The 19,533-nt window shown below is 64.9% G+C and carries 16 protein-coding genes; 11 read left to right on the top strand and 5 right to left on the bottom strand.

Annotated features, from left to right (window positions below):
• Positions 1–54: 54 nt before the first annotated feature.
• Positions 55–1,680: a GMC family oxidoreductase gene (locus tag M2332_RS13935; RefSeq protein ID WP_264574525.1), complete on the bottom strand. Its 1,626-nt coding sequence runs from the start codon at positions 1,678–1,680 to the stop codon at positions 55–57.
• Between the two features lie 128 nt (positions 1,681–1,808).
• Between M2332_RS13935 and M2332_RS13930 the strand changes: the two genes are divergently transcribed.
• From M2332_RS13930 to M2332_RS13920, 3 genes are all read left to right on the top strand, one after another.
• Entirely contained in the window at positions 1,809–2,198 is a 390-nt protein-coding gene (locus M2332_RS13930) for a nuclear transport factor 2 family protein (protein WP_264574524.1), read from the top strand.
• 152 nt (positions 2,199–2,350) lie between these two features.
• Positions 2,351–3,802 (top strand): sensor histidine kinase, encoded by a 1,452-nt coding sequence (locus M2332_RS13925; protein ID WP_264574523.1) that lies wholly within the window; start codon positions 2,351–2,353, stop codon positions 3,800–3,802.
• Positions 3,799–4,194, top strand: a complete 396-nt coding sequence (locus M2332_RS13920) for a response regulator (protein WP_264574522.1) — start codon at positions 3,799–3,801, stop codon at positions 4,192–4,194. Before M2332_RS13925 ends, M2332_RS13920 begins: the two co-directional genes overlap by 4 nt.
• Before the next feature lie 35 nt (positions 4,195–4,229).
• Here the strand turns inward: M2332_RS13920 and M2332_RS13915 are convergent, their stop codons facing one another.
• Positions 4,230–5,489 (bottom strand): threonine ammonia-lyase, encoded by a 1,260-nt coding sequence (locus M2332_RS13915; RefSeq protein ID WP_181558795.1) that lies wholly within the window; start codon positions 5,487–5,489, stop codon positions 4,230–4,232.
• A 57-nt stretch (positions 5,490–5,546) separates the two neighbouring features.
• On the opposite strand from M2332_RS13915, the gene M2332_RS13910 reads away from it, so the two are divergent.
• The 5 genes from M2332_RS13910 (at position 5,547) to M2332_RS13890 (ending at position 11,264) form a co-directional block, all read left to right on the top strand.
• Entirely contained in the window at positions 5,547–6,416 is an 870-nt protein-coding gene (locus M2332_RS13910) for an NAD(P)-dependent oxidoreductase (RefSeq protein ID WP_264574521.1), read from the top strand.
• Positions 6,413–8,083 carry an amidohydrolase gene (locus M2332_RS13905; protein ID WP_413715961.1) on the top strand — a complete coding sequence of 557 codons (1,671 nt, stop codon included), beginning with the start codon at positions 6,413–6,415 and terminating at the stop codon, positions 8,081–8,083. The genes M2332_RS13910 and M2332_RS13905 overlap by 4 nt, the downstream gene beginning before the upstream one ends.
• A gap of 3 nt (positions 8,084–8,086) precedes the next feature.
• Positions 8,087–8,896, top strand: coding sequence for a class I mannose-6-phosphate isomerase (locus tag M2332_RS13900; RefSeq protein WP_264574520.1), 810 nt, complete (start codon positions 8,087–8,089; stop codon positions 8,894–8,896).
• 149 nt (positions 8,897–9,045) lie between these two features.
• The gene (locus tag M2332_RS13895; RefSeq protein ID WP_264572128.1) at positions 9,046–9,891 is read left to right on the top strand and encodes a beta-etherase; all 846 of its coding nucleotides are present in this window, start codon (positions 9,046–9,048) and stop codon (positions 9,889–9,891) included.
• Between the two features lie 140 nt (positions 9,892–10,031).
• Positions 10,032–11,264, top strand: coding sequence for a serine hydrolase domain-containing protein (locus M2332_RS13890; RefSeq protein WP_264574519.1), 1,233 nt, complete (start codon positions 10,032–10,034; stop codon positions 11,262–11,264).
• A gap of 108 nt (positions 11,265–11,372) precedes the next feature.
• On the opposite strand, the gene M2332_RS13885 is transcribed toward M2332_RS13890, so the two are convergent.
• Complete coding sequence (locus M2332_RS13885; protein WP_264574518.1) at positions 11,373–12,068, bottom strand: hypothetical protein; 696 nt, start codon at positions 12,066–12,068, stop codon at positions 11,373–11,375.
• A gap of 95 nt (positions 12,069–12,163) precedes the next feature.
• Positions 12,164–13,489 (bottom strand): S8 family serine peptidase, encoded by a 1,326-nt coding sequence (locus M2332_RS13880; RefSeq protein WP_264574517.1) that lies wholly within the window; start codon positions 13,487–13,489, stop codon positions 12,164–12,166.
• Positions 13,490–13,604: 115 nt separating this feature from the next.
• On the opposite strand from M2332_RS13880, the gene M2332_RS13875 reads away from it, so the two are divergent.
• Positions 13,605–14,063 (top strand): RNA polymerase sigma factor, encoded by a 459-nt coding sequence (locus tag M2332_RS13875; protein WP_264572366.1) that lies wholly within the window; start codon positions 13,605–13,607, stop codon positions 14,061–14,063.
• Positions 14,064–14,091: 28 nt separating this feature from the next.
• Positions 14,092–14,802 carry an anti-sigma factor family protein gene (locus tag M2332_RS13870; RefSeq protein ID WP_264574516.1) on the top strand — a complete coding sequence of 237 codons (711 nt, stop codon included), beginning with the start codon at positions 14,092–14,094 and terminating at the stop codon, positions 14,800–14,802.
• A 162-nt stretch (positions 14,803–14,964) separates the two neighbouring features.
• Here the strand turns inward: M2332_RS13870 and M2332_RS13865 are convergent, their stop codons facing one another.
• Complete coding sequence (locus M2332_RS13865) at positions 14,965–16,101, bottom strand: LLM class flavin-dependent oxidoreductase (protein ID WP_264574515.1); 1,137 nt, start codon at positions 16,099–16,101, stop codon at positions 14,965–14,967.
• A gap of 548 nt (positions 16,102–16,649) precedes the next feature.
• Between M2332_RS13865 and M2332_RS13860 the strand changes: the two genes are divergently transcribed.
• A complete protein-coding gene (locus M2332_RS13860; protein ID WP_264574514.1) occupies positions 16,650–19,367 on the top strand; it encodes a TonB-dependent receptor domain-containing protein in 2,718 nt (905 codons plus the stop codon).
• The last annotated feature ends 166 nt before the right edge of the window (positions 19,368–19,533 follow it).

The following is a 19,533-nucleotide window of genomic DNA, read 5'->3' as shown; positions in this document are numbered from 1 at the left end:
TCCTCTCACCCTGTCGCCGCCGGTTCATCCGGTCTGGCCGTTCCTGCTCGTCCATCACCGCTGCGCTGGCTCGGCCGGCGCCGTCTTGCCCAGAATGAGGTCAGCCGCCTTTTCCGCGATCATGATTACGGGGGCGTTGGTATTTCCCCGGATCAGCGCTGGCATGGAGGAGGCATCGACCACCCGCAGGCTTTCGACCCCGCGCACCCGCAACTGCGCATCCAGCACGGCAGCATCGTCGGTGCCCATGGCGCAGGTGCAGGCGGGATGGCCCCCGCTCCGCGCCGTCGCGCGCAGCCAGCCTTCAAGCGCCGCATCATCCGCAGCATCAGGTCCGGGCGCGACTTCCGCGGCGACCAGATCACGGGCCGGCGCTGTCGCGAAGAAACGGCGCATGAAGTGCATCGACCATAAGAGCCGATCAAGATCGCCCTGTTCGCTCAGGAAGTTCAGGTGAATTTTCGGCAGCGCCTCTGGATCGGCCGACCGCAGCGCGATGCTGCCCCGGCTCTCGGGGTTAAGCAGCAGCGTGCCGGCCGAGAATTGGTGCCCTGCGCCTTTTCGCCACCCGGGGAACCAAGGGCGCGCTGCGTAGCTTGCGTGGACAATCTGGAACTGCAGGTCCGGCCGATCCTGCAACGGCCCCGAGCGCAGGAAGCCTTGAACCGACATGGGGCTCTGCGCCATGTTGCCGGTGCCGAACAAGGCCCAGCGCGCCGCGTGCAGCGCGATCCGGTCGAGCCGCAACTGGTCGTCAAAGGTCACCGGCGCGGCGGCTTGCCAGAAGCTGAGCGCGATCGGATGATCCTGCAGATTGGCGCCCACGCCCGGCAAATCGCGCAGCACCTGCACGCCCATATCGGCCAGATGCGCCGCCGGGCCGATGCCGGAGAGCATGAGCAGTTGCGGCGAGTTGATCGCGCCGCCGCACAGGATCACCTCGCGGCGCGCCCGCACCTGACGCACGGTCCCGCCCTTGCGATACTCGACCCCGACCGCCCGGCCATTCCCGATGATGACGCGCGAGGCGAGCGCGTGCGTCTCGATCCGCAGATTGGGGCGACCCCGGACCGGGTCGATGAACGCCCGTACCGTGCTGTGCCGACGCCCTGCGCGGATCGTGCAATCGGGGATGCCGAACCCCTCCGGCCGCGGCACGTTGAAATCCGGTTCCTCATCATAGCCCAGATTGCGCGCGGTGCGCATGAACGCCGGGAACAGCACCGGGTCCGGCTTCATCGCGGTGACGTGCAGTTCGCCCGTCCCGCCATGGTCGGCTCCCGCGCCGCGCCAGTTGGTTTCCGAGCGGCGGAAATAGGGCAGCACATCATCGAAGCCCCAGCCGGGGAGCCCCATATCGCGCCAGCGATCATAGTCCGCCGCATGGCCGCGAATATACATGGTGCCGTTGATCGAGGAGCTGCCGCCCAGCGCCTTGCCGCGCGGGATGGGCTGGGTGCCATTGCCCATATGCGGGTCCGGCTCGCTCTCATTGCCCCAGATGAAGCACTCGGTCGCGGCGGCCTGCATCCAGGTGAGCGGCATATCGATGATCGGATGACGGCACTCACCGCCGGCTTCCAGCAGCGTGACGGAGGTTCCGGCCTGCGCGCTCAGGCGATTGGCCAGCACGCAGCCCGCACTGCCTGCCCCCACGATGACGAAGTCCGCCTCATCCACCGGTCGGTCGCCCTCCCCTCCACGCTGTCTCTGCCAGACCGTTGCGGCCTTTGCCCTGCTGGTCTTACGGTGCATATGCACGAGCACAAGTGCGATAACGCACCCCTGCCGCAATGGAGAGCGATGAGATGCGATATACCGCCGATGAGGAAGCCAATCTGGCGCTGGTGCGCGGCCTTTTCGACGAGGTGCTCAACCCCATGGATTCGGGCGCCGTAGACCGGTTCATCGCGCCCGACTACATCCAGCACAATCCCTCGGTCGAAACGGGGCGCGCGCCATTCAAGGCGTTTCTCGACCATATCAGGTCGGTGCATCCCCAGGGCGTGCATGATGTGAAGCGCATGTTTGCCGATGGCGATCATGTCATCGTCCACTATCACGTCCGCCGCTGGCCGGACGATAGCGGCTGGGCGGTGGTTGACATCTTCCGGATCGAGAACGGCCTCATTGTGGAGCATTGGGATGTCGCGCAGGACGTGAAGCTCGGCGGGCCGAACGCGAACGGGATGTTCTGAGCAGCGGGCCTTCGCCGCCCGTGCAGATGCGACCAAAAATCGTCGGGCTTTGGGCGGCGCCGGTGGAATGAAATTGACTCTGTGCAACCGACGCGCAAGATCGTGCATTGTCGGGCTGGATTCTACCGCCGTCCGTCTTTTCCGAGGGCTCCGTGACGATCGATTTTCAGGCCCTGCTGGCGCGTTCTCCCAATCCCTATGTGTTGCTCGATAGCGATCTGCGGATCGTCTGGATGAACGACGCCTATCTGCAGGTGACCATGCGCACCCGCGACAAGCTGCTGGGCCAGAACATGTTCGATGCCTTTCCGAGCGACCCGGACTCGGAGAGTCACCGGCAGCTGGAAGCCTCGTTCCGGCGGGTTTTCGCCTCCGGCAAGCAAGACGAGATCGCGCTCATCCGCTACGACATTCCCACGCCCGACGGCGGCATGGACGTGCGTTACTGGAGTGCGACCCACACCCCCTTTGCGGACGAGGCACGCAAGGTCGCCTACATCCTGCAGCATACGGTCGACGTGACCGAACTGCAGACGCTGCGGGCCATGCGCGATGAAATGGGCCTGATCCAGCGCGCCAACGCCGTGCAGGCGCGCAATCTGGACCTTGCGGAAGAGGCCGGGCAGTTCAAATCCCTGTTCGAGCAGGCGCCGGGCTTCGTGGCCATTCTGCACGGGCCGGATCATGAGTTCCGCATGGCGAATGCCGCGTATCACAAGCTGGTCGGGGGCCGGGATCTGCTGGGCAAGCGGGTGAAGGACGCCCTGCCGGAAGTCAGCGGGCAGCGCTTCCTGAACCTGCTCGATCAGGTCTATCGCTCGGGCAAACCCTTCATCGGGCGCCGCCTCAAGGTGCTGCTGCAGAATGACGAGGGAACCGAGGTGCAGGAGCGCTACCTCGACTTCGTCTATCAACCCACCGTGGGCGAAGGCGGGACTGTTTCCGGGGTGTTCGTCCAGGGCCATGACGTGACCGACCAGGTGGAATCGGAAGAACGGCAAGCGCTGCTGATGAACGAGCTCAATCACCGCGTGAAGAACACGCTGGCGATCGTCCAGGGCTTGGCGATGCAGTCATTCCGCCAGATGCCCGGGTCCGAGGTTCCGCGTCAGACCTTCAATGCGCGGCTCGCGGCGCTGGCGGCGGCCCATAATCTGCTGACGACCAGCAACTGGAAAACCGCAGGCTTCATCGAGACCGTGCGCAGTGCGGCCGAAGCCTCCATCGGCGAGGATCTGGCACGGGTGCATCTCGATGGCCGGGATTTCACCATCGCGCCGCAGACGGCAGTGTCCCTCTCGATGATCATTCACGAACTCTGCACCAATGCTGTGAAATATGGGGCTTTGTCCGTGCCTGAAGGTCACATAGACCTCAGCTGGACGATCGAGGACGAAGAAGAGGATTACCGATTGATCGACCTGCGTTGGGAAGAACGCGGTGGTCCGCCCGTCCAGCAACCCGCAAGTCGGGGTTTCGGATCGCGCCTCATCGAGCACGGCTTCTCGACGGAGCGGGCCAGCGGCGTCGTCATAGACTTTCGGCCGACCGGCCTGCTGTGCACCATCAAGGCAAAGCTCACCAACGCATCGATTGTTTCATGAGACTGGACGACCTGACCATCCTGATCGTTGAGGACGAGCCGATCATCGCGCTCGTTCTGGAAGACAAGCTGCTGGATCGCGGCGCGAACCCCGTTCTGGCGCACAGTTTCGACAGCGCGGCAGAGCTGATCGGCCGACAGGCGCTGGACCTCGCCATTCTGGATGTGAACATCCATGGCCAGCAAAGCTATCCGCTGGCGCAAATGCTGCGAGACAAGGGCACACCGTGCATCTTCGTGACCGGCTATGGCGGCGCGCTGCACCCCGAGGCGTTCGCGCACGTCACGACGCTGACCAAGCCCTATAGCGTGGCCGCGTTGGATGACGCGCTCCAGACGGCGCTGGCATTTAGAAATGCCAGCCAGCCGGAACCCGATGCACCGCTGACCTGACCGGTCAAAGCCGCGTCACCGGCGCGACGGCGTTTTCAGGCCAGCTCGACCGGGGTGGTATCGTAGCCCGCCACAGCCAGCGCCTGCATCAGTCGCTGGAGATGGGCTTCGTCGCGCGTCTCGCATTCCACATCCAGCGTGAGGCCCTTGGCGGGGAGATTAGTGAAGATCCGCTGGTGGGAGAGTTCCAGGATGTTCACCGCCTCCTGATCGAAGATGCGAGCGACATGGAACAACGCGCCGGGGCGATCCTGCATGATGATGCGCAGGCGGGCCAAGCGGCCTGAACGGGCCAGATCGCGCAGCAGCACATTGGCGAGCAGGCGGGTGTCGATATTGCCGCCGCACAGCACCAGGCCCACCGTCTTGCCGGCGAACAGCGGCTTGTGCTCGATCAGTGCCGCGAGACCGGCGGCGCCAGCGCCCTCGACCACGGTCTTCTCGATCTGGAGCAGCAGGCTTACCGCCTGTTCCAGCGCGCGCTCGGTCACGAGCACCACATCATTGGCGAGCGCGGTGACGAAGCGGCGCGTGAGCTGCCCCGGCTCCTTGACAGCGATGCCTTCGGCCAGCGTATCGCCATCGCATGGCAGGTTGGCGCTCTTCACCACATCGTACATCGAGGGGTAGAGTTCGGCCTGAACGCCGATCAGCTCGATATCCGGGCGGATGCCGCGCGCAGCGGTGCCCATGCCAGAGAAGAGCCCGCCGCCGCCGATGGGGATGACCAGCGTGTCGATCTCCGGCGCGTCCTCCAGCATCTCCAGCGCCACCGTGCCCTGCCCGGCGATGATGTCCGGCTCATCGAAGGGGTGGACGAAGGTCAGCCCACGCTCGGCTTCCAGCTTGCGCGCGTGATTATAGGCGTCCTCGAATTTCTCGCCTTCCAGCACCACGGTCGCGCCGTGACCCTCGGTCTGCATCACCTTCACCAGCGGCGTCGTCATGGGCATGACTATGGTGACGGGAACGCCGAGCTTGGCGCCGTGATAGGCAAGGCCCTGTGCGTGGTTGCCGGCCGACGCCGCGATGACACCCTTGGACCGCGACGCATCGTCCAGCAGCAACAGGCGATTGAGCGCGCCGCGCTCCTTGTAGGCGGCGGTGAACTGGTGGTTCTCGAACTTGAGATACACGGTCGCGCCAGTCATCTGCGAGAGCGTCTTGCTAACCACGGTGGGCGTGCGCAGGATCGAGCCCGAAATTCGCGCCGCCGCCGCGCGGACATCGGCGACGGAGACGGGCAGCGCATCGGCACTGGCCGTCAGGGGCTCAAGCGGTTCGATCCTGTTCATGGCGCCGCCCCCTACTCCCATCTGGCGCATCCTGCAAACTGCCACTATGCCCTGCTTATGGCAAAAATCGCGTTTATCGGGCTAGGAGTGATGGGTGGGCCAATGGCGGGGCATCTCGCCGCCGCCGGGCACGACCTCTCGGTGTTCAATCGGTCGATGGGCAAGACCCAGGCCTGGGTCGAGCAACATGGCGGCGAAGCGGCAGTCAGCCCCGCGCAAGCGGCGGCGGAGGCCGAGGTCGTCGTCAGCTGCGTTGGCAATGATGCCGACCTGGAGGCGGTGACCATCGGGCGCGACGGCGCGTTTCGCACGATGCGCCCCGGCGGGCTGTTCATCGACCACACCACCGTCTCGGCCAAGATCGCGCGGCAGCTTGCTGACGAGGCGGAGAGCCGGGGGCTTCATTTCGTCGATGCGCCGGTTTCCGGCGGCCAGTCCGGCGCGCAGGGCGCCACGCTGTCGGTGATGTGCGGCGGCACGCAGGCGGCGGTCGAGACAGCGCGGCTGGTCATGCAGAGCTACGCCGCCCGCATCGTGCATTGTGGCGAGGCCGGCGCGGGTCAGACCACCAAGATGGTCAACCAGATCTGTATCGCCGGCGTGCTGGAGGGTCTCTCCGAAGCGCTGCGCTTTGCGCAGGCAGCGGGCCTCGACCTCGGCAAGGTCCAGGAAGCGATTGGCGGCGGCGCCGCGCAAAGCTGGCAGATGGACAATCGCTGGAAGACGATGAGCGAGGACAGCTTCGATTTCGGCTTCGCAGTGGAATGGATGCGCAAGGATCTGGGCCTCGCCCTCGAGGAAGCGCGCACGCTCGGCGCCACATTGCCGGTCACGGCGCTGGTCGATCAATATTATGCCGAGGTCGTCGCCATGGGCGGCGGACGGCAGGATACCAGCGCGTTGGTGAGGCGCCTGCGCAAGCCATGAATTTTGCACGAAGGACAAGCGCCGTTCTGGCGGCGCTCGCGCTCGGGCTGGGCATGGGCGCACCCCGCGCGGACGCGCAGGGCCTGATCGATAATGTGAACGGCATCACGGTCGATGCGACCGGCGATCTCGTGCATTTCACCGGCCTTATCATCAGCGACGATGGACGCGTCGAGAAGCGACTGGCGCGCGGCGAGAAACGCCCCGATCGGCCGAGCTTCCGCTTTGACGGCAAGGGCCGCACGCTGATGCCCGGCATCATCGATGCGCATGTCCATGTCATCGATCTCGGCTTCTCGCGCCTCAATCTGGACCTGAGCGACACCAACTCGCTCGATGAGGCTCGGCAGAAGATCGCCGCCTTCGCTGCGGCCAACCCCGGCCGTCCGTGGATCATCGGCTTTGGCTGGAATCACGAGAAGTGGAACCTCGGCCGCTTCCCGACTGCCGCCGACCTCGATGGGCTGGGCGATGGGCGCCCGATCTGGCTGGAGCGCGTCGATGGTCATGCCGGCTGGGCCAATGCCGCCGCGCTGGCCGCCGCCAAGATTGCGCCGACCAGCAAGGCCCCCGTCGGTGGGCGGATCGAGATGGTGGCAGGGCGTCCCAGCGGCATCCTCGTGGACAAGGCGATGGCGCTGATGACGCCCGCTCTCCCCCGTCCCCAGCCCAAGGATTATGACGCGGCACTCTCCGCCGCGCAGGATGCGCTGCTGGCGCGCGGCGTCACCACCGTCGCCGACATGGGCACCAGCATCGAGCACTGGCAGGCCTATCGCCGCGCCGGCGACCGAGGCGCGCTGCGAATCCGCATCCTGGGCTATGCCGCCGGCATGGAGCAGGCCGCGCTGATCGCCGGGCCTGCGCCCACCCCGTGGCTCTACAACGACCGGCTCCGGCTGGGCGGCGTCAAGTTGGTGCTGGATGGCGCGCTCGGGTCACGCGGCGCCTGGCTCAAGGCGCCCTATGCCGATGCGCCCAAGGAGAGCGGCTTAGCGCTGCTGACCTCAGCCCAGTTGCGCAACCAGATGAGCCGGGCAGCAATGGACGGCTTCCAGCTTGCCGTTCACGCCATTGGCGATCAGGCCAATGCCGAGACTCTCGACGCCATCGAGGAGCTGAGCGAGACCTATAAGGGCGACCGGCGCTGGCGGATCGAACATGCGCAGATCGTCGACCCGGCCGATCTCGCCCGTTTCGCCCGCAGCGGCACGATCGCTTCCATGCAGCCGCAGCACGCCACCTCCGACTGGGCGATGGCGACGCGGCGGCTCGGGCCGGAGCGGCTGGGCGGCGCTTATGCCTGGCGGACGATGCTCGACAACAAGGTGCCGCTGGCATTCGGCTCCGATGCACCGGTGGAGCCGGCGGATGCCTTCATCGGCCTCAAGTCTGCCACCACGCGGCTCGATGCCCGCAACGAGCCGGCCGGCGGCTGGTTGCCGACGCAACGTCTGACGCTGGCCGAGGCGCTGCGCGCTTATGGCCGCGGCGCGGCTTATGCCGCATTTGCCGAGGAGCGCTTTGGCAATCTCGCGCCCGGCCAGCGCGCCGATTTCCTCATTCTGGACCGCGACATCGAGCTGGCCAGCCCCACCGACCTTGCCGCGACGCAGGTCCTCGAACTGTGGATGGACGGCAAGCGCGTCGCTCTGAAGGATCGCTGAATCGTGAACGCCATTCGCCTTGCCACCAAATATGTCGAGAAGCCCTGGGGCCGCACCGATCTGCCAGCGGCCTATCCCGATGGACAGGGCCGGCAGATTGGCGAGGTCTGGTTCGATGGGCCGGACGGCCAGCATCCGCCGCTGCTCGTCAAATATATCTTCACCAGCGAGCGCCTGTCCGTCCAGGTTCACCCCAATGACGCGCAGGGCCAGGCGCGCGGTCTGCCGGGCGGAAAGAGCGAGTGCTGGCTCATCCTCGATGCCGAGCCCGGCGCGACGCTTGGCATGGGGACGCTCCGCCCGCTGGATGATGAGACCCTGCGCGCCGCCTCGCTCGATGGCAGCATCGAGCATCTGATGGACTGGAAGCCGGTAAAGGCCGGCGACTTCTTCTACATTCCCGCCGGGACTGTCCACGCCATCGGCGCTGGCGTCACGCTGGTCGAGGTGCAGCAGAATGTCGATGTGACCTATCGGCTCTACGATTATGGCCGCCCGCGCGAACTGCATCTGGATGACGGCGTCGCCGTGAGCCGGGCCGAGCCCTATACCAGAGCGCCGGTCAACATCGCAGAAGTGGATGCGGATACGCTTCTCCGCCGCGACGAGGCGCCGTTCACGCTGGCGCTGGAGCGCTGGCACGAAGGCAGCCATGACCTGGACTGCGCCGATGGCCGTTGCTGGTTCGTTCCGCTGAGCGGCCGGGGCACGATCGACGGACAGCCTTGGGCAGCGGGTGAGTGCTGGCTGGTGACGGATTCCGCCACGCTCACCGTGACCGAACCCGCCCGGGGCCTCATCGCGCAAAGCTGACACCTGCCAGACTTAGTCAATGAGAGAGTGCGCGCGGCCCGCGCAGCTCTGCTCATTCCCCTTGCGCTTAGCCGCAAAAATACTGGCATTCGAGATTGCAACGCCCTATTCAGCGCCCGACAATGGCGAGGACTGAAAGAGGCTCTGCAATGGCAAAAGACAACAAAATTACATTTTACGATCTGGCGTTGGCGAGCGGCGCGACGATCAGCCCCTTCGTGTGGGCGACGAAATATGCGATCGCCCACAAGGGCTTTGAGATCGACACGGTGCCCGGCGGCTTCACCGGCATTCTCGAGCGGACCGGCGGCAAGACCGAGCGCCTGCCGGCGATCGTCGACGATGGCAAATGGGTGCTCGATAGCTGGCTGATCGCCGAATATCTGGACGAGACCTATCCCGACCGGCCGACGCTCATCCCGCACCCCAGCGTGCGCGCCCTCACCCAGGGCATGGAAGCCTGGCTGTGGAAAGAAGCGATCAGCCCGTGGATGACCTGCTTCCTCAAGGAATATCGTGATCGCTCGCTGCCGCAGGATCACCAATATGTTACCGAATCGCGCGAGCGGATGTTCGGCCGCAAGATCGAGGACATCATTGTGGGCCGTGAAGACCGTCTGCCCAAGGTGCCGCCAAACCTCCAGATCATGCGCAATGTGCTGGCGGAGAATAAGTGGTTCGGTGGCGACACGCCCAATTATGCCGATTACCGTCTGCTCGCCGTGTTCCTGTTCACCGCCTCGGTGGCAGATACGCCCGTGCTGACCGACGACGATCCGCTGCGCGATTGGATCGAGCGTGGGTTCGATCTGTATGGTGGCCTCGGCCGTCATCCCGGTCTCTCGCCCATCTTCGGTCTGCAACTGCGCGAGGGCGATCCCGAACCGTTCGTGAAGGGCAATGCCAAGAACGGGCTTTCCAGCCGCAACACCGGACCGCAGTCGACTTCGGCGGAAACCGCGCGGCTCAAGGGTGAGGCCCAGCCGGCCGCCTGAGCGCCCACAACATCGCCCTTTCGAGGCGACAAGAGACAGACAGGCGGCAGGCTTCACGGCGTGCCGCCTGTTCGTTTTTGCGATCTCTTGCCGTCCGCCCGCACCCGGATTACCCACAGCGCACGAGAGGAGACATAATCATGAAAAATCTTGCTCGCCGGGTCGGCTTGGCCCTGGCTCCCATCGCCATCTGTGCCGCCCCTGCCCTCGCCCAGCAGGAACTGCCACCCGTGCTGGCCAGCGGCGCGAAGTCCGATGTCGCGCCCGCCGTGCAGATCCTGCGCTGGCACATGAACGATGCGGACGTCGCGTCCCTGACCTTCCGCAGCATGGACACGCTGTTCACCACGCGCTCGGCGCCGCGCTCCGGGCCGATCTGGCAGCTCCCGCGCAACGACAAGCCGCTCGATTTCAGCTATGCCTATAAGGGCACGACCTACAAGGCCGACGACCTTCTGGAGCGCACCTATACCAACGCGCTGCTGGTGATGAAGGACGGCAAGATCGTCACCGAGATCTACCGCAACAATAGCAATGAGCAGACCCGCTTCATGGGCTGGTCGATGACCAAGTCGCTGACATCTATTCTCATCGGCAGCGCGCTGGCGGAAGGGCGGATCAAGTCGCTCGACGATCCCATCACCGCCTATCTGCCTGAGCTGAAGGGTTCGGGCTATGACGGCGTGTCGATCCGCCACATCCTGCAGATGCGCTCGGGCGTGGACTATGAGGAACGCTACGACTTCGCCAATCCCGGCATCGCGGCGACCAATCATATCAATGCGCTGGTCAAGAATGTCTCGCGCTTTGCCGACATGGCGCGGCAGGTGAAGCGGCTGCACACGCCGGGCACTGTGTTCCAGTACAAGACCATCGACACTGCCGTGCTCGGCTGGCTGATCGAGCGGGTGAGCGGCGGCGACACCATTGCCGGCTATGCGACCAAGCATCTGTGGGAGCCGCTGGGCGCCGAGCGTGACGGCTTCTTCATCATGGATGGCCCGCCGGGCGTCGGCCGCGAGTTCAACGGCGCCGGCTACAATGCCACGCTGCGCGATTGGGCGCGCGTGGGGCAGATGATGCTCGATGGCGGCAAGGCCAATGGCAAGCAGATCGTCTCGGCCGCCTGGGTCGCCGAATCGACGCGGCCGACCGACCCCAAGGAAGCAGGGCCGATGGGTTATGGCTATCAGTGGTGGACGCTGGGCGGCGGCTCCTACTCCGCCATCGGCCTGCAGGGCCAATATGTGTTCGTCGATCCGGCGAGCCGCACGGTGGTGGTTAAACTCAGCTACTTCCCGCCGGCCAATATGAGCGCCGACGAAGAGACGGCCGCATTCCTCAAGGCCGCAGCTGCCTGGACGCCGCGCTAAGCGCCATCTCTTGAGCATGAGAAATGCCCCGGCCTCTTATCGAAGCCGGGGCATTCCGAACGGTCTGTCCCACACAGCGCCGTTCTACGGCGACGGTGCGAGGGAGGCTTACTCGTCGCCGGTGCTGGCAGACTGGCTGGCGGCGCCGGAACCCTGGACCGATCCACTCACGGTGCCGCTGGCATCCACCGAGCCGGCGGTATCACGCACCTGACCGGCCGCGTTGCGAGCAGCATTGGCCGTGCTACGCGCCGCACCGCGTGCCGTTTGAGCCGCACCGCGTGCTGTGCCGCGCGCGGTCTCCACCGTTCCGCGAGCCGTCCCCCGCGCCGTCTCGGCGGTGCCCTGCACGGTGCCGCGGGCCGTTCCGACGACCTCGCCCGCCGTGCTGCGAACCGCATCGGTGCCGACACCCTGCGCCGAGACGCCGACGCTCTTGTCGATGCTCTGGCTGGTGCCGAGCGCACCGCCACCGGTCACTGAGCCAGCCGGACCAGTCGCGGCGGTGGCGCCCTCAACGGTGCCGGCGACCGTGCCGGCCAGACCCGCATTGGCGCTGGCCGAACCCGAGCGCGTATCGACCGAGCGGCTGGTGTCGGCCCGGCCCGCGCCGGACAGGGTGCCGGTGACGCTCTGCGAGGCAGAACCAACCGAGCGGAGCGTACCGCCGAGATTACCGGCACCGCCCAGCGTGCCACCAAGCGTGCCGCCCAGCGACCCGCCGGCATTACCAAGGAGCTGCGCCTGCGCGGGCATCGCGAAAATAGCGGCAGCGGCGAACGTGGTGATCAAAATCCGGTTCATATGTCATCTCCTTCAAGATGCGGGCCTCTCTTCTGGCCCGTCGGAAGGAGAACGATGGCCGGATGGGACTTCATCCCGGCCCCCTCAAAAAAATTTCAGCGGGCGGTCGCCGACACCGTGCGACAGGCTTTGCAGACGATGCCGCGCCCGACATTGCCCTTGCCCTTCACCGCTTCGCCGGCGACCGTGGTGACGCGGCGCGCAGGTGCGCCCTGCGCGGCGGCCAGTCGTGCCGCCACGAGCGGCGCGGCAAAGGAGGTGCCGCGCACCTTGCCATAGCCCTTGCCGGGCAGCGCGGCGACCATGTCGGCGCCGGGCGCGGCGAAATCCAGATGTCTGGCGCGCCCCGCCTCGAGCAGCGCCCGGTCCCGGCCATCGACACCGGTGACGGCGATCACGCCGGGATAGGAGGCCGGATACATGGGCGGCGCAGCAGGCCCGTCATTGCCCACCGCCGCAACGACGATCACGCCGCGCTGCTGCGCTAGCGCCACGGCGCGGGCCAGCAACTGATTGGGCGGGCCGACCAGCGAAACAGTGATGACGGGCGCGCCACTCTTGACCAGCCAGCCCAGCGCCTGCGCGATCAGCTCAGCCGATCCGGCAGCGGGATTGCCGCCATAGACATCCGCCGCCAGCAATACTCGCCCCGTGGCCGCGCCCTTGAAGGCGCCGTCCCGGCCGACCAGCAACGAGGCAATGGCCGTTCCATGGCCGCTGCCCTTCGGCCCGCCCGCCGCAAAGCCGCGTTGGCGGATCGATGCTCCAGCCAGCGCCGGATGGGCCGCGATGCCACCGTCGATCATGCCGATGGGCACATCGCTGGCCCCGCTCTCGCCGGCCGCCGCTGCGCCGTCCGCGCCGCCCAGCGCCCCGCCGGCTGGCTCGAAGACATGGTTGAGATCGAACATGCCCTCCGGCGCGAGCTTGCGGGCGCGCTCCAGCGCCTTGCGCGCCGTCTCGCCGCGCGGCACGCCGAGCACATGGGTGCGCAGGCCCAGTTCCGCCATCGTCTCCGTCCGCAATGTCTCGAAGCCCGCCGCCTTGAGGCGCGCGAGCAGATCCGGGGACGCATCAAGCGCGATGATCTCGCCCCGCCGCACCGGCTGGCCGTCGGCATCCGCCTCCAGCACATCGCGGTTGGCGCGGATCAGCGCATCGAGCCGGGCGCGGCGCAAATCGCGCAAGGACACCCGGTCCAGCGTATCGGCCGCGCGGATGCTGAGCGTATCCACCGCGTCGCCGATGGTCGCCGGAGCATCATGCAAGAGCGGATCGACCACGCCGCCGGCGATCTGGCCGGGAAGTTGCCCCGGAAGCGGGCCCGGAAGCTGACCAAGATTGCCCGGTAGAAGCTGCGCCTGCGCACTTGCGCCGAGCAGAGCGGCGATCAGGAGAATTGCGGTTGATTGTCGCGCCATGGTCGGTCCTTATCATTTTTTCTCAAGCTTTGGATGAAACGCTCGTGCCGCGTCGTTTCATCCACAAGAGCTGAAAGGAATTGGCTTGGACGGGTTCGAGGAAGGCCTCACTGCCATGTTGCCGCGCCTGCGCCGGTTCGCACATGGGCTATCGCACAGCGCCGCCGACGCGGACGATCTGGCGCAGATCGCCGTAGAGCGCGCCTTGCGGTCCCGTAGCCAGTGGCAGGCCGGCACACGCCTCGATTCCTGGCTCTATCGGATCACGCGCAACGCCTGGATCGATACGGCGCGCGCACGAAATCGAGAGGCCGCGCGCCTGCTGCCGGAGGAAGCCGGCGAGCAGGTGGGCGAAGACCCCCGGCCCGGCCTCGAAGCCCGGCTGGACCTCGACCGGATGATGGCAGCGATGACCCGGCTGCCGGACGACCAGCGCGAGGCGGTCGCGCTCGTGCTGATCGAAGGCTGCGGCTATCGGGAGGCCGCTGAGATATTGGAGATACCCGTCGGCACGCTGTCGAGCCGGCTGGTGCGTGGACGCAATGCGCTGCTGGCGCTTGTGGGCGAAGGATGAGCAGATGACGGACCCAAGGATCGGCCCCATGATCGATGACGAAACGCTCTATGCCTGGCTCGATGGCGAACTGCCCGAGGACGAGGCCAAGCGCGTCGCCACACTCGTCGCCGCCAATCCCGCGCTGGGCGAGAAGCTGGAAGCGCAGCGCCGGTTGCAGGCGGGCCTGCGCGCAGCGTTCGATCCAGTCGCCGCTGCCCCGGTGCCGGCTGGCATGGCCGCAATTGTAACGAGCGAGGGGGCTGTGCAAGGCCTGGCCGAAGCGCGCGCCCGGCGCACAAGCCGTGCAGGCTTTGGCCTGCCGCAATGGGCGGCCGTCGCGGCGGCGCTGGTGGCGGGGTTCGTCGGGGCGCAGATGCTGCCAAAGGACGGCGCCACCGCTCAGGACGGGCTGGTCGCAAGCGCAGAGCTGACGCAGGCACTGGACACCCAGCTTGCCAGCGCCGGGGATGCCGATGGCGCCGCTGCGCCGGTCAGGGTTCGCCTCACCTTCAAGGACGGCAAAGGCGACATTTGCCGCAGCTTCGATACCGCCAGCACCGCCGGGGTCGCCTGTCGGGACCAGGACGGCTGGGCCGTCCGCGCGCTGGTCAGCCATCCCCGCCAGACCGAAGGAAGCTATCGCATGGCGACCAGCGGCGATGCCGCCATCATGGCCTATGTGGACGCCCAGATCAGCGGCGATCCGCTGGATGCGGCGGCGGAAAAGCAGGCCATGGCGAAGGGGTGGAAGAAATAGTGCTGCAGCGCAGGCCCGTAGGTAAAAAGGTGGTCTTGCTGCGCCAATCGACCCGAAGTGCCACCCTTGATAGCCCGACTCTGGGGCGGCGCCGTCCAGTTTACCTGGGACGCACACCTCACACCGACCGGCCCACCCCGCGAGTTGCTCCATATTGCCGGCTCAGCTTTTCCCGCCCTCCGAAACAGCCTTGGCAATAGCGGCCTGATTGGCACCGCTGAATTCATCGCGTCGCTCGTGGACCCAGTTGAAGGACCGTTCCCGTTGGGCATTGGCCCGGTTAAACCGCGGCATGACGTAGCGCATCATGAGCTCATAGGACCGCTTGGTCGCTTCGAAATCCATCCAGTTGGTCCCGGTCATCGTAATATAACCGAAGCCACCCGTCTTTTCCCACAAGGCCTCGAGATATTCGACGGCATCGTCTGGCGTGCCGATCAACCCGCCACGCGCCGCGATGATGCGCTCCGGATCGGATCCGGCTTTGGCGCGCGTATCCGCATAGCTTTTCGGGTTGAGTGCTTCCAGATAGGCCAGCCACGGCTCGAGCCCGAAACGCATGGCCGCAGCGGCATCCGCGCGGCTCTCGGCCAAGTGGAAGGAGACCACGACACGAAGATTATCGCGATTGAGTTGATTGCCGTGGGCGCTGCCGGCTTCTTCCGCCAGCTTCCATGCCGCGGCAACATCGCCGCCGCCATGAGTGAGGATGCCTAGACCGTATTTGCCTGCCAGGCGCGATCCGATCGGCGTCTTGGAGGTCACGACCGCCATTTCGGGACGACGGAAGCTATAAGGCGCCATTTGGAGGCTCGCCTCCCGCAGCGAGAACCAGTCGCTATCGTGATCGACGATTTCGCCATCCAGCAACCGGACGATCACATCCAAGCCTTCGACCAGCCTCTCACGCTGCTGTTCCGGCTTGATGTTCAACATGTGCGCATCGGACACCAGCATGCCGGGACCAAAGCCGAACATGGCCCGACCGCGTGTCTGATGATCGAGCTGCAGGATGCGATCCGCAATCATATAGGGGTGATGATAGGGCACCGAGATCACCCCGGCGCCGAGCTTGATCCTCGAGGTCCGTTCCGCCGCAGCCGCGATGAACAACTCTGGCGAGCCATATATTTGCATGCCACCGGAATGATGCTCGCCCATCCACAATTCGGCGAAACCGAGATGCTCCAGCCAGTCCACAAGCTCGAAATCCCGACGCATGCAGAGCGCCACGTCCTCATCGTTGCCGTGATGTGGGGGCAGGAATACGCCTGCACGAACGTTGCGCCTCTCATACATGGGTTTTCTCCCGCAAATCTTATCGTCACGGCCCGACTATCAACGCAATAATTAAAACACAATAGAAATTATTATTTCGTGAGATTCGCGAAGCCTGACCGCTCGGACAGCGAGCGAACCGAGCGCGTGAAAAACGGCTCATCGCACGTGGGATACGGGCCGTAATATACCGTCTTTTCCGTGTCATATCCCGAGTGAAGGGAAGTTGGCAGATGACGCAAAAACGGCAACCTTCACAAGCGCTCACAGCTTTACTTCGTTTTTTATATATATCTATAAATAAGTTGTTTCGGCGGGAATGATCGGGTAGGAGGATGGCGTTTCTCGCCAGGCCCAACCAGGGCTGGACGACGTCAAGAGACCAAAAAAACTCGGCGCGCCATATGCTGCCGAAGCTGACTGGAGGGAGGATTATGAAGACACTCAGGAAAGTTGCCGCTTTCACGCCACCGCGCGTAACATGGAAGGCAACCACCGCACTCGTGACCAGCATTGTCCTGAGCCTACCGAGCGCTGCAAATGCGTCGGAAGGTGGCCAGCCCGATGGCATGGCGGCTCTTCCTCAGGCCAGCACACAAGCCAGCGCGCCGGAAAGCGCCAGTAGCACCGACATCATCGTAACCGGATCTCGCGCCGCCGCGGCCGGTTTTTCTGCACCATCGGCCGTGTCAGTCATCGGCGCCGATATCGTCGATCAGCAGTCGCCGATCAGCATTGCTGAAGTGCTGCAGCAAGAGCCGGCTTTCAAGGCCACGCGCTCGGTCGGCGGAAACGCGAACAACTTCGCGAGCCCGGGGCAGGCGACGGCAGATCTTCGGGGGCTTGGCGGGCAGCGGACCCTCGTGCTCGTCGATGGGTCACGGGTTGTGCCTCAGGCATCTTCGGTCACGACAGGATCACCCGTCGCGACGGACCTCAACGTCATTCCAACGAACATGATTGAAAGGGTCGAAGTCGTCACGGGCGGCGCGTCCGCACAATATGGATCGGATGCCGTTGCAGGCGTGGTCAACATTCTTCTCAAGAAGAAGATGACCGGCATCGAACTGTCTGCCCAGACCGGCATTTCGCAGCAAGGCGACAATTTCCGCTACAAGCTCGGCGCCGTGGGAGGCTTGTCGTTCGGGGACGGCCGGGGGAACATCGTCGTGGCGGTCGAGAAAGCCCGCAGTGACGAGATTCAGGACATTTATCGCCGCGATTGGGGACGCCGCGAAGAGATGATCGTCACCAACAGAGCCTATCTGACCAATGGCCTGCCCGCCAATATCGTGGCCGACGGCGTGCGCAATTCCAACAGCATCGGCGGCCGCATCATCGGCCCTGCCAACTTCAGCCTGCGCAACTATACCTTCAATGATGATGGCACCATCCGGCCCTATCAGGTCGGCAGTGTCGACGATGGCACCAATCAGATTGGCGGCGAGGGTCTTAGCCGGTCCAAGGGGTCGAGCCTGATCCCCGGCATCGAGCGCTTTGTCGTTCACGCCCTCAGCAGTTTCGAAGTCTCGCCTGCTCTTAATATCACCCTGTCCGGGGGCTATTCAGAGACGCTAGGCCTGTTCACCGGCGGCCTGCCGAACTTTGCGTCCTTTACGATCCGCAACGACAATGCCTTCCTGCCGCAAGCGGTCAAGAATGCCATGGCTGCGCAGGGACTGACCAGCATCACCGTCGCCAAGGGTGTCTATGATGTCGGGAACATCAATTTCCGGGTAAAGAACAAGACGCCGCACGGCACGATTGGCGTCGAGGGCGACCTCGGCAATTCGTGGCACTATGATGCCCATTATTCCTATGGCGAAAACCAGTTCCGCAGCGACTTCAGCAATAATTTCTCACCCGCCTTCTGGAATCTGGCAGTGGATGCTGTCGCGGCTCCGGGCGGCGGGATCGTCTGCCGGTCGACCCTCGCCGGGCAGCCTGCCAATCCCCTCGCCGCTGGCTGTGTTCCAGTCAACATCTTCGGGCCGAATGCCGTCAGCACCCAAACGCCGGCCGCGCTCGCTTATGTGAACCGCTCCGATTATCACGAGGTGATCTACAAGCAGCACGCCGCGAGCATCAACATGCGCGGCGAGCCGTTCTCCACCTGGGCTGCGCCTGTCGCCGTCGCCTTTGGTGGTGAGTATCGCCAAGAGTCGCAGGTTTTGACGGCCGGTCCGCTCGCGACAGCCGGTCGGTTTGCGATCGGCAATGTCGCGCCCTTCTCCGGCAAGTTCAATGTCAAGGAAGGCTATGTCGAGGCAATCGTGCCGCTCGCCAGGGACCTTTCTTTCGCGCGCAATCTCGATCTCAATGGCGCCATTCGCTATGCCGATTACAGCACGGCCGGGGGCCAGACGACCTGGAAGGTGGGTGGCGTATACGAGCCCATCCAGGGGCTGCGTTTTCGCGTGACACGCTCGAAGGACATCCGTGCAGCGGCGATCTACGAACTGTTCTCGCCCGGTTCTTTCGTGAACGTGCCTTTGACGGTGAACGGGGTCACGGCCGTCATTCCGCAGAACCGCACGGTGGGGAATCCCGATCTGAGGCCTGAGAAGGCCGACACGCTCACGCTGGGCGTTGTCGTACAGCCCTCGAGCCTGCCCGGGCTGCGCATGTCGCTCGACTATTATCTCATCGACCTGAAGGATGCGATCGACTCGATCACGGCCGCCAATATCGGCAATGCCTGCTCGGCGGGCGATGCCCAGGCGTGCAGCTACATCACCTTCAGCGGCGCAACGCCGACGCGCCTTGTCGCGCCTGTCCAGAATATTTCGCAGTTCAAGACGAGCGGACTGGACATGGCACTCTCTTACCAAGCCAGTCTTGGCGGCGGCGTGTCCATGAGCACGCGGTTCACCGGAACCTACGCCTTGCGGTCCTACATCAATGGCATCGACCGGTCGGGCGAAAACGGGATGGGCAGCCTCGGCTCACAGCCCCGCTTCCGGGGAAATCTCACGCAGACATTCAGCACCGATGCGGTCTCGCTGTCAGCGCAGCTCTTGTACATCAGCAAGGGCAAGAACGATAACCAGTTCGACACGATCCCTGCGTTGACCATCAATGAGAACGACATCCCGGCCGCCGCTTACGTCAATCTGTTCTCGACGATCCGCGTGGCCGGCAATTTCGAGCTGTCCGCCAGCGTCTCCAATCTCCTCGACAAGGATCCTCCATCCAGCCCCTATGCAACGCAGAGCCAGCCGGTGAATGGCCAGCTCTACGACAAAATCGGACGCGTGTTCGAGGTGGGCGTGAAGGTTCGCTTCTGATGATTGGGCGGGCCAGTGCGGCGAGCGCGCTGGCCCGTTCCACGGAAGTCTCTGCTGCTTCAAATGCCCTGACGAGGCGAACTGCTCGCCACCGCCATGGCGACCCGTTCCGGCCGGTTCAGCGGTGCATCGACCCGCCTTTCCAGACCTCCTGCTCTGACGCGGT

This window comes from Sphingobium sp. B11D3A (genome assembly GCF_025961695.1).
Taxonomy (GTDB): Bacteria; Pseudomonadota; Alphaproteobacteria; order Sphingomonadales; family Sphingomonadaceae; genus Sphingobium.
Note: the sequence above shows the minus strand (reverse complement) of the source record. Positions and strands in the feature narration are given on the sequence as shown.

What these genes read in the sequence shown, in the direction of transcription:
- M2332_RS13885 (WP_264574518.1), bottom strand. Translation starts at nt 12,068, where the DNA reads ATGAACCGGATTTTGATCACCACGTTCGCCGCTGCCGCTATTTTCGCG.
- M2332_RS13865 (WP_264574515.1), bottom strand. Translation starts at nt 16,101, where the DNA reads ATGTATGAGAGGCGCAACGTTCGTGCAGGCGTATTCCTGCCCCCACAT.
- M2332_RS13905 (WP_413715961.1), top strand. Translation starts at nt 6,413, where the DNA reads ATGAATTTTGCACGAAGGACAAGCGCCGTTCTGGCGGCGCTCGCGCTC.
- M2332_RS13890 (WP_264574519.1), top strand. Translation starts at nt 10,032, where the DNA reads ATGAAAAATCTTGCTCGCCGGGTCGGCTTGGCCCTGGCTCCCATCGCC.
- M2332_RS13930 (WP_264574524.1), top strand. Translation starts at nt 1,809, where the DNA reads ATGCGATATACCGCCGATGAGGAAGCCAATCTGGCGCTGGTGCGCGGC.
- M2332_RS13870 (WP_264574516.1), top strand. Translation starts at nt 14,092, where the DNA reads ATGATCGATGACGAAACGCTCTATGCCTGGCTCGATGGCGAACTGCCC.
- M2332_RS13880 (WP_264574517.1), bottom strand. Translation starts at nt 13,489, where the DNA reads ATGGCGCGACAATCAACCGCAATTCTCCTGATCGCCGCTCTGCTCGGC.
- M2332_RS13915 (WP_181558795.1), bottom strand. Translation starts at nt 5,489, where the DNA reads ATGAACAGGATCGAACCGCTTGAGCCCCTGACGGCCAGTGCCGATGCG.
- M2332_RS13875 (WP_264572366.1), top strand. Translation starts at nt 13,605, where the DNA reads ATGTTGCCGCGCCTGCGCCGGTTCGCACATGGGCTATCGCACAGCGCC.
- M2332_RS13860 (WP_264574514.1), top strand. Translation starts at nt 16,650, where the DNA reads ATGGCGGCTCTTCCTCAGGCCAGCACACAAGCCAGCGCGCCGGAAAGC.
- M2332_RS13920 (WP_264574522.1), top strand. Translation starts at nt 3,799, where the DNA reads ATGAGACTGGACGACCTGACCATCCTGATCGTTGAGGACGAGCCGATC.
- M2332_RS13895 (WP_264572128.1), top strand. Translation starts at nt 9,046, where the DNA reads ATGGCAAAAGACAACAAAATTACATTTTACGATCTGGCGTTGGCGAGC.
- M2332_RS13910 (WP_264574521.1), top strand. Translation starts at nt 5,547, where the DNA reads ATGGCAAAAATCGCGTTTATCGGGCTAGGAGTGATGGGTGGGCCAATG.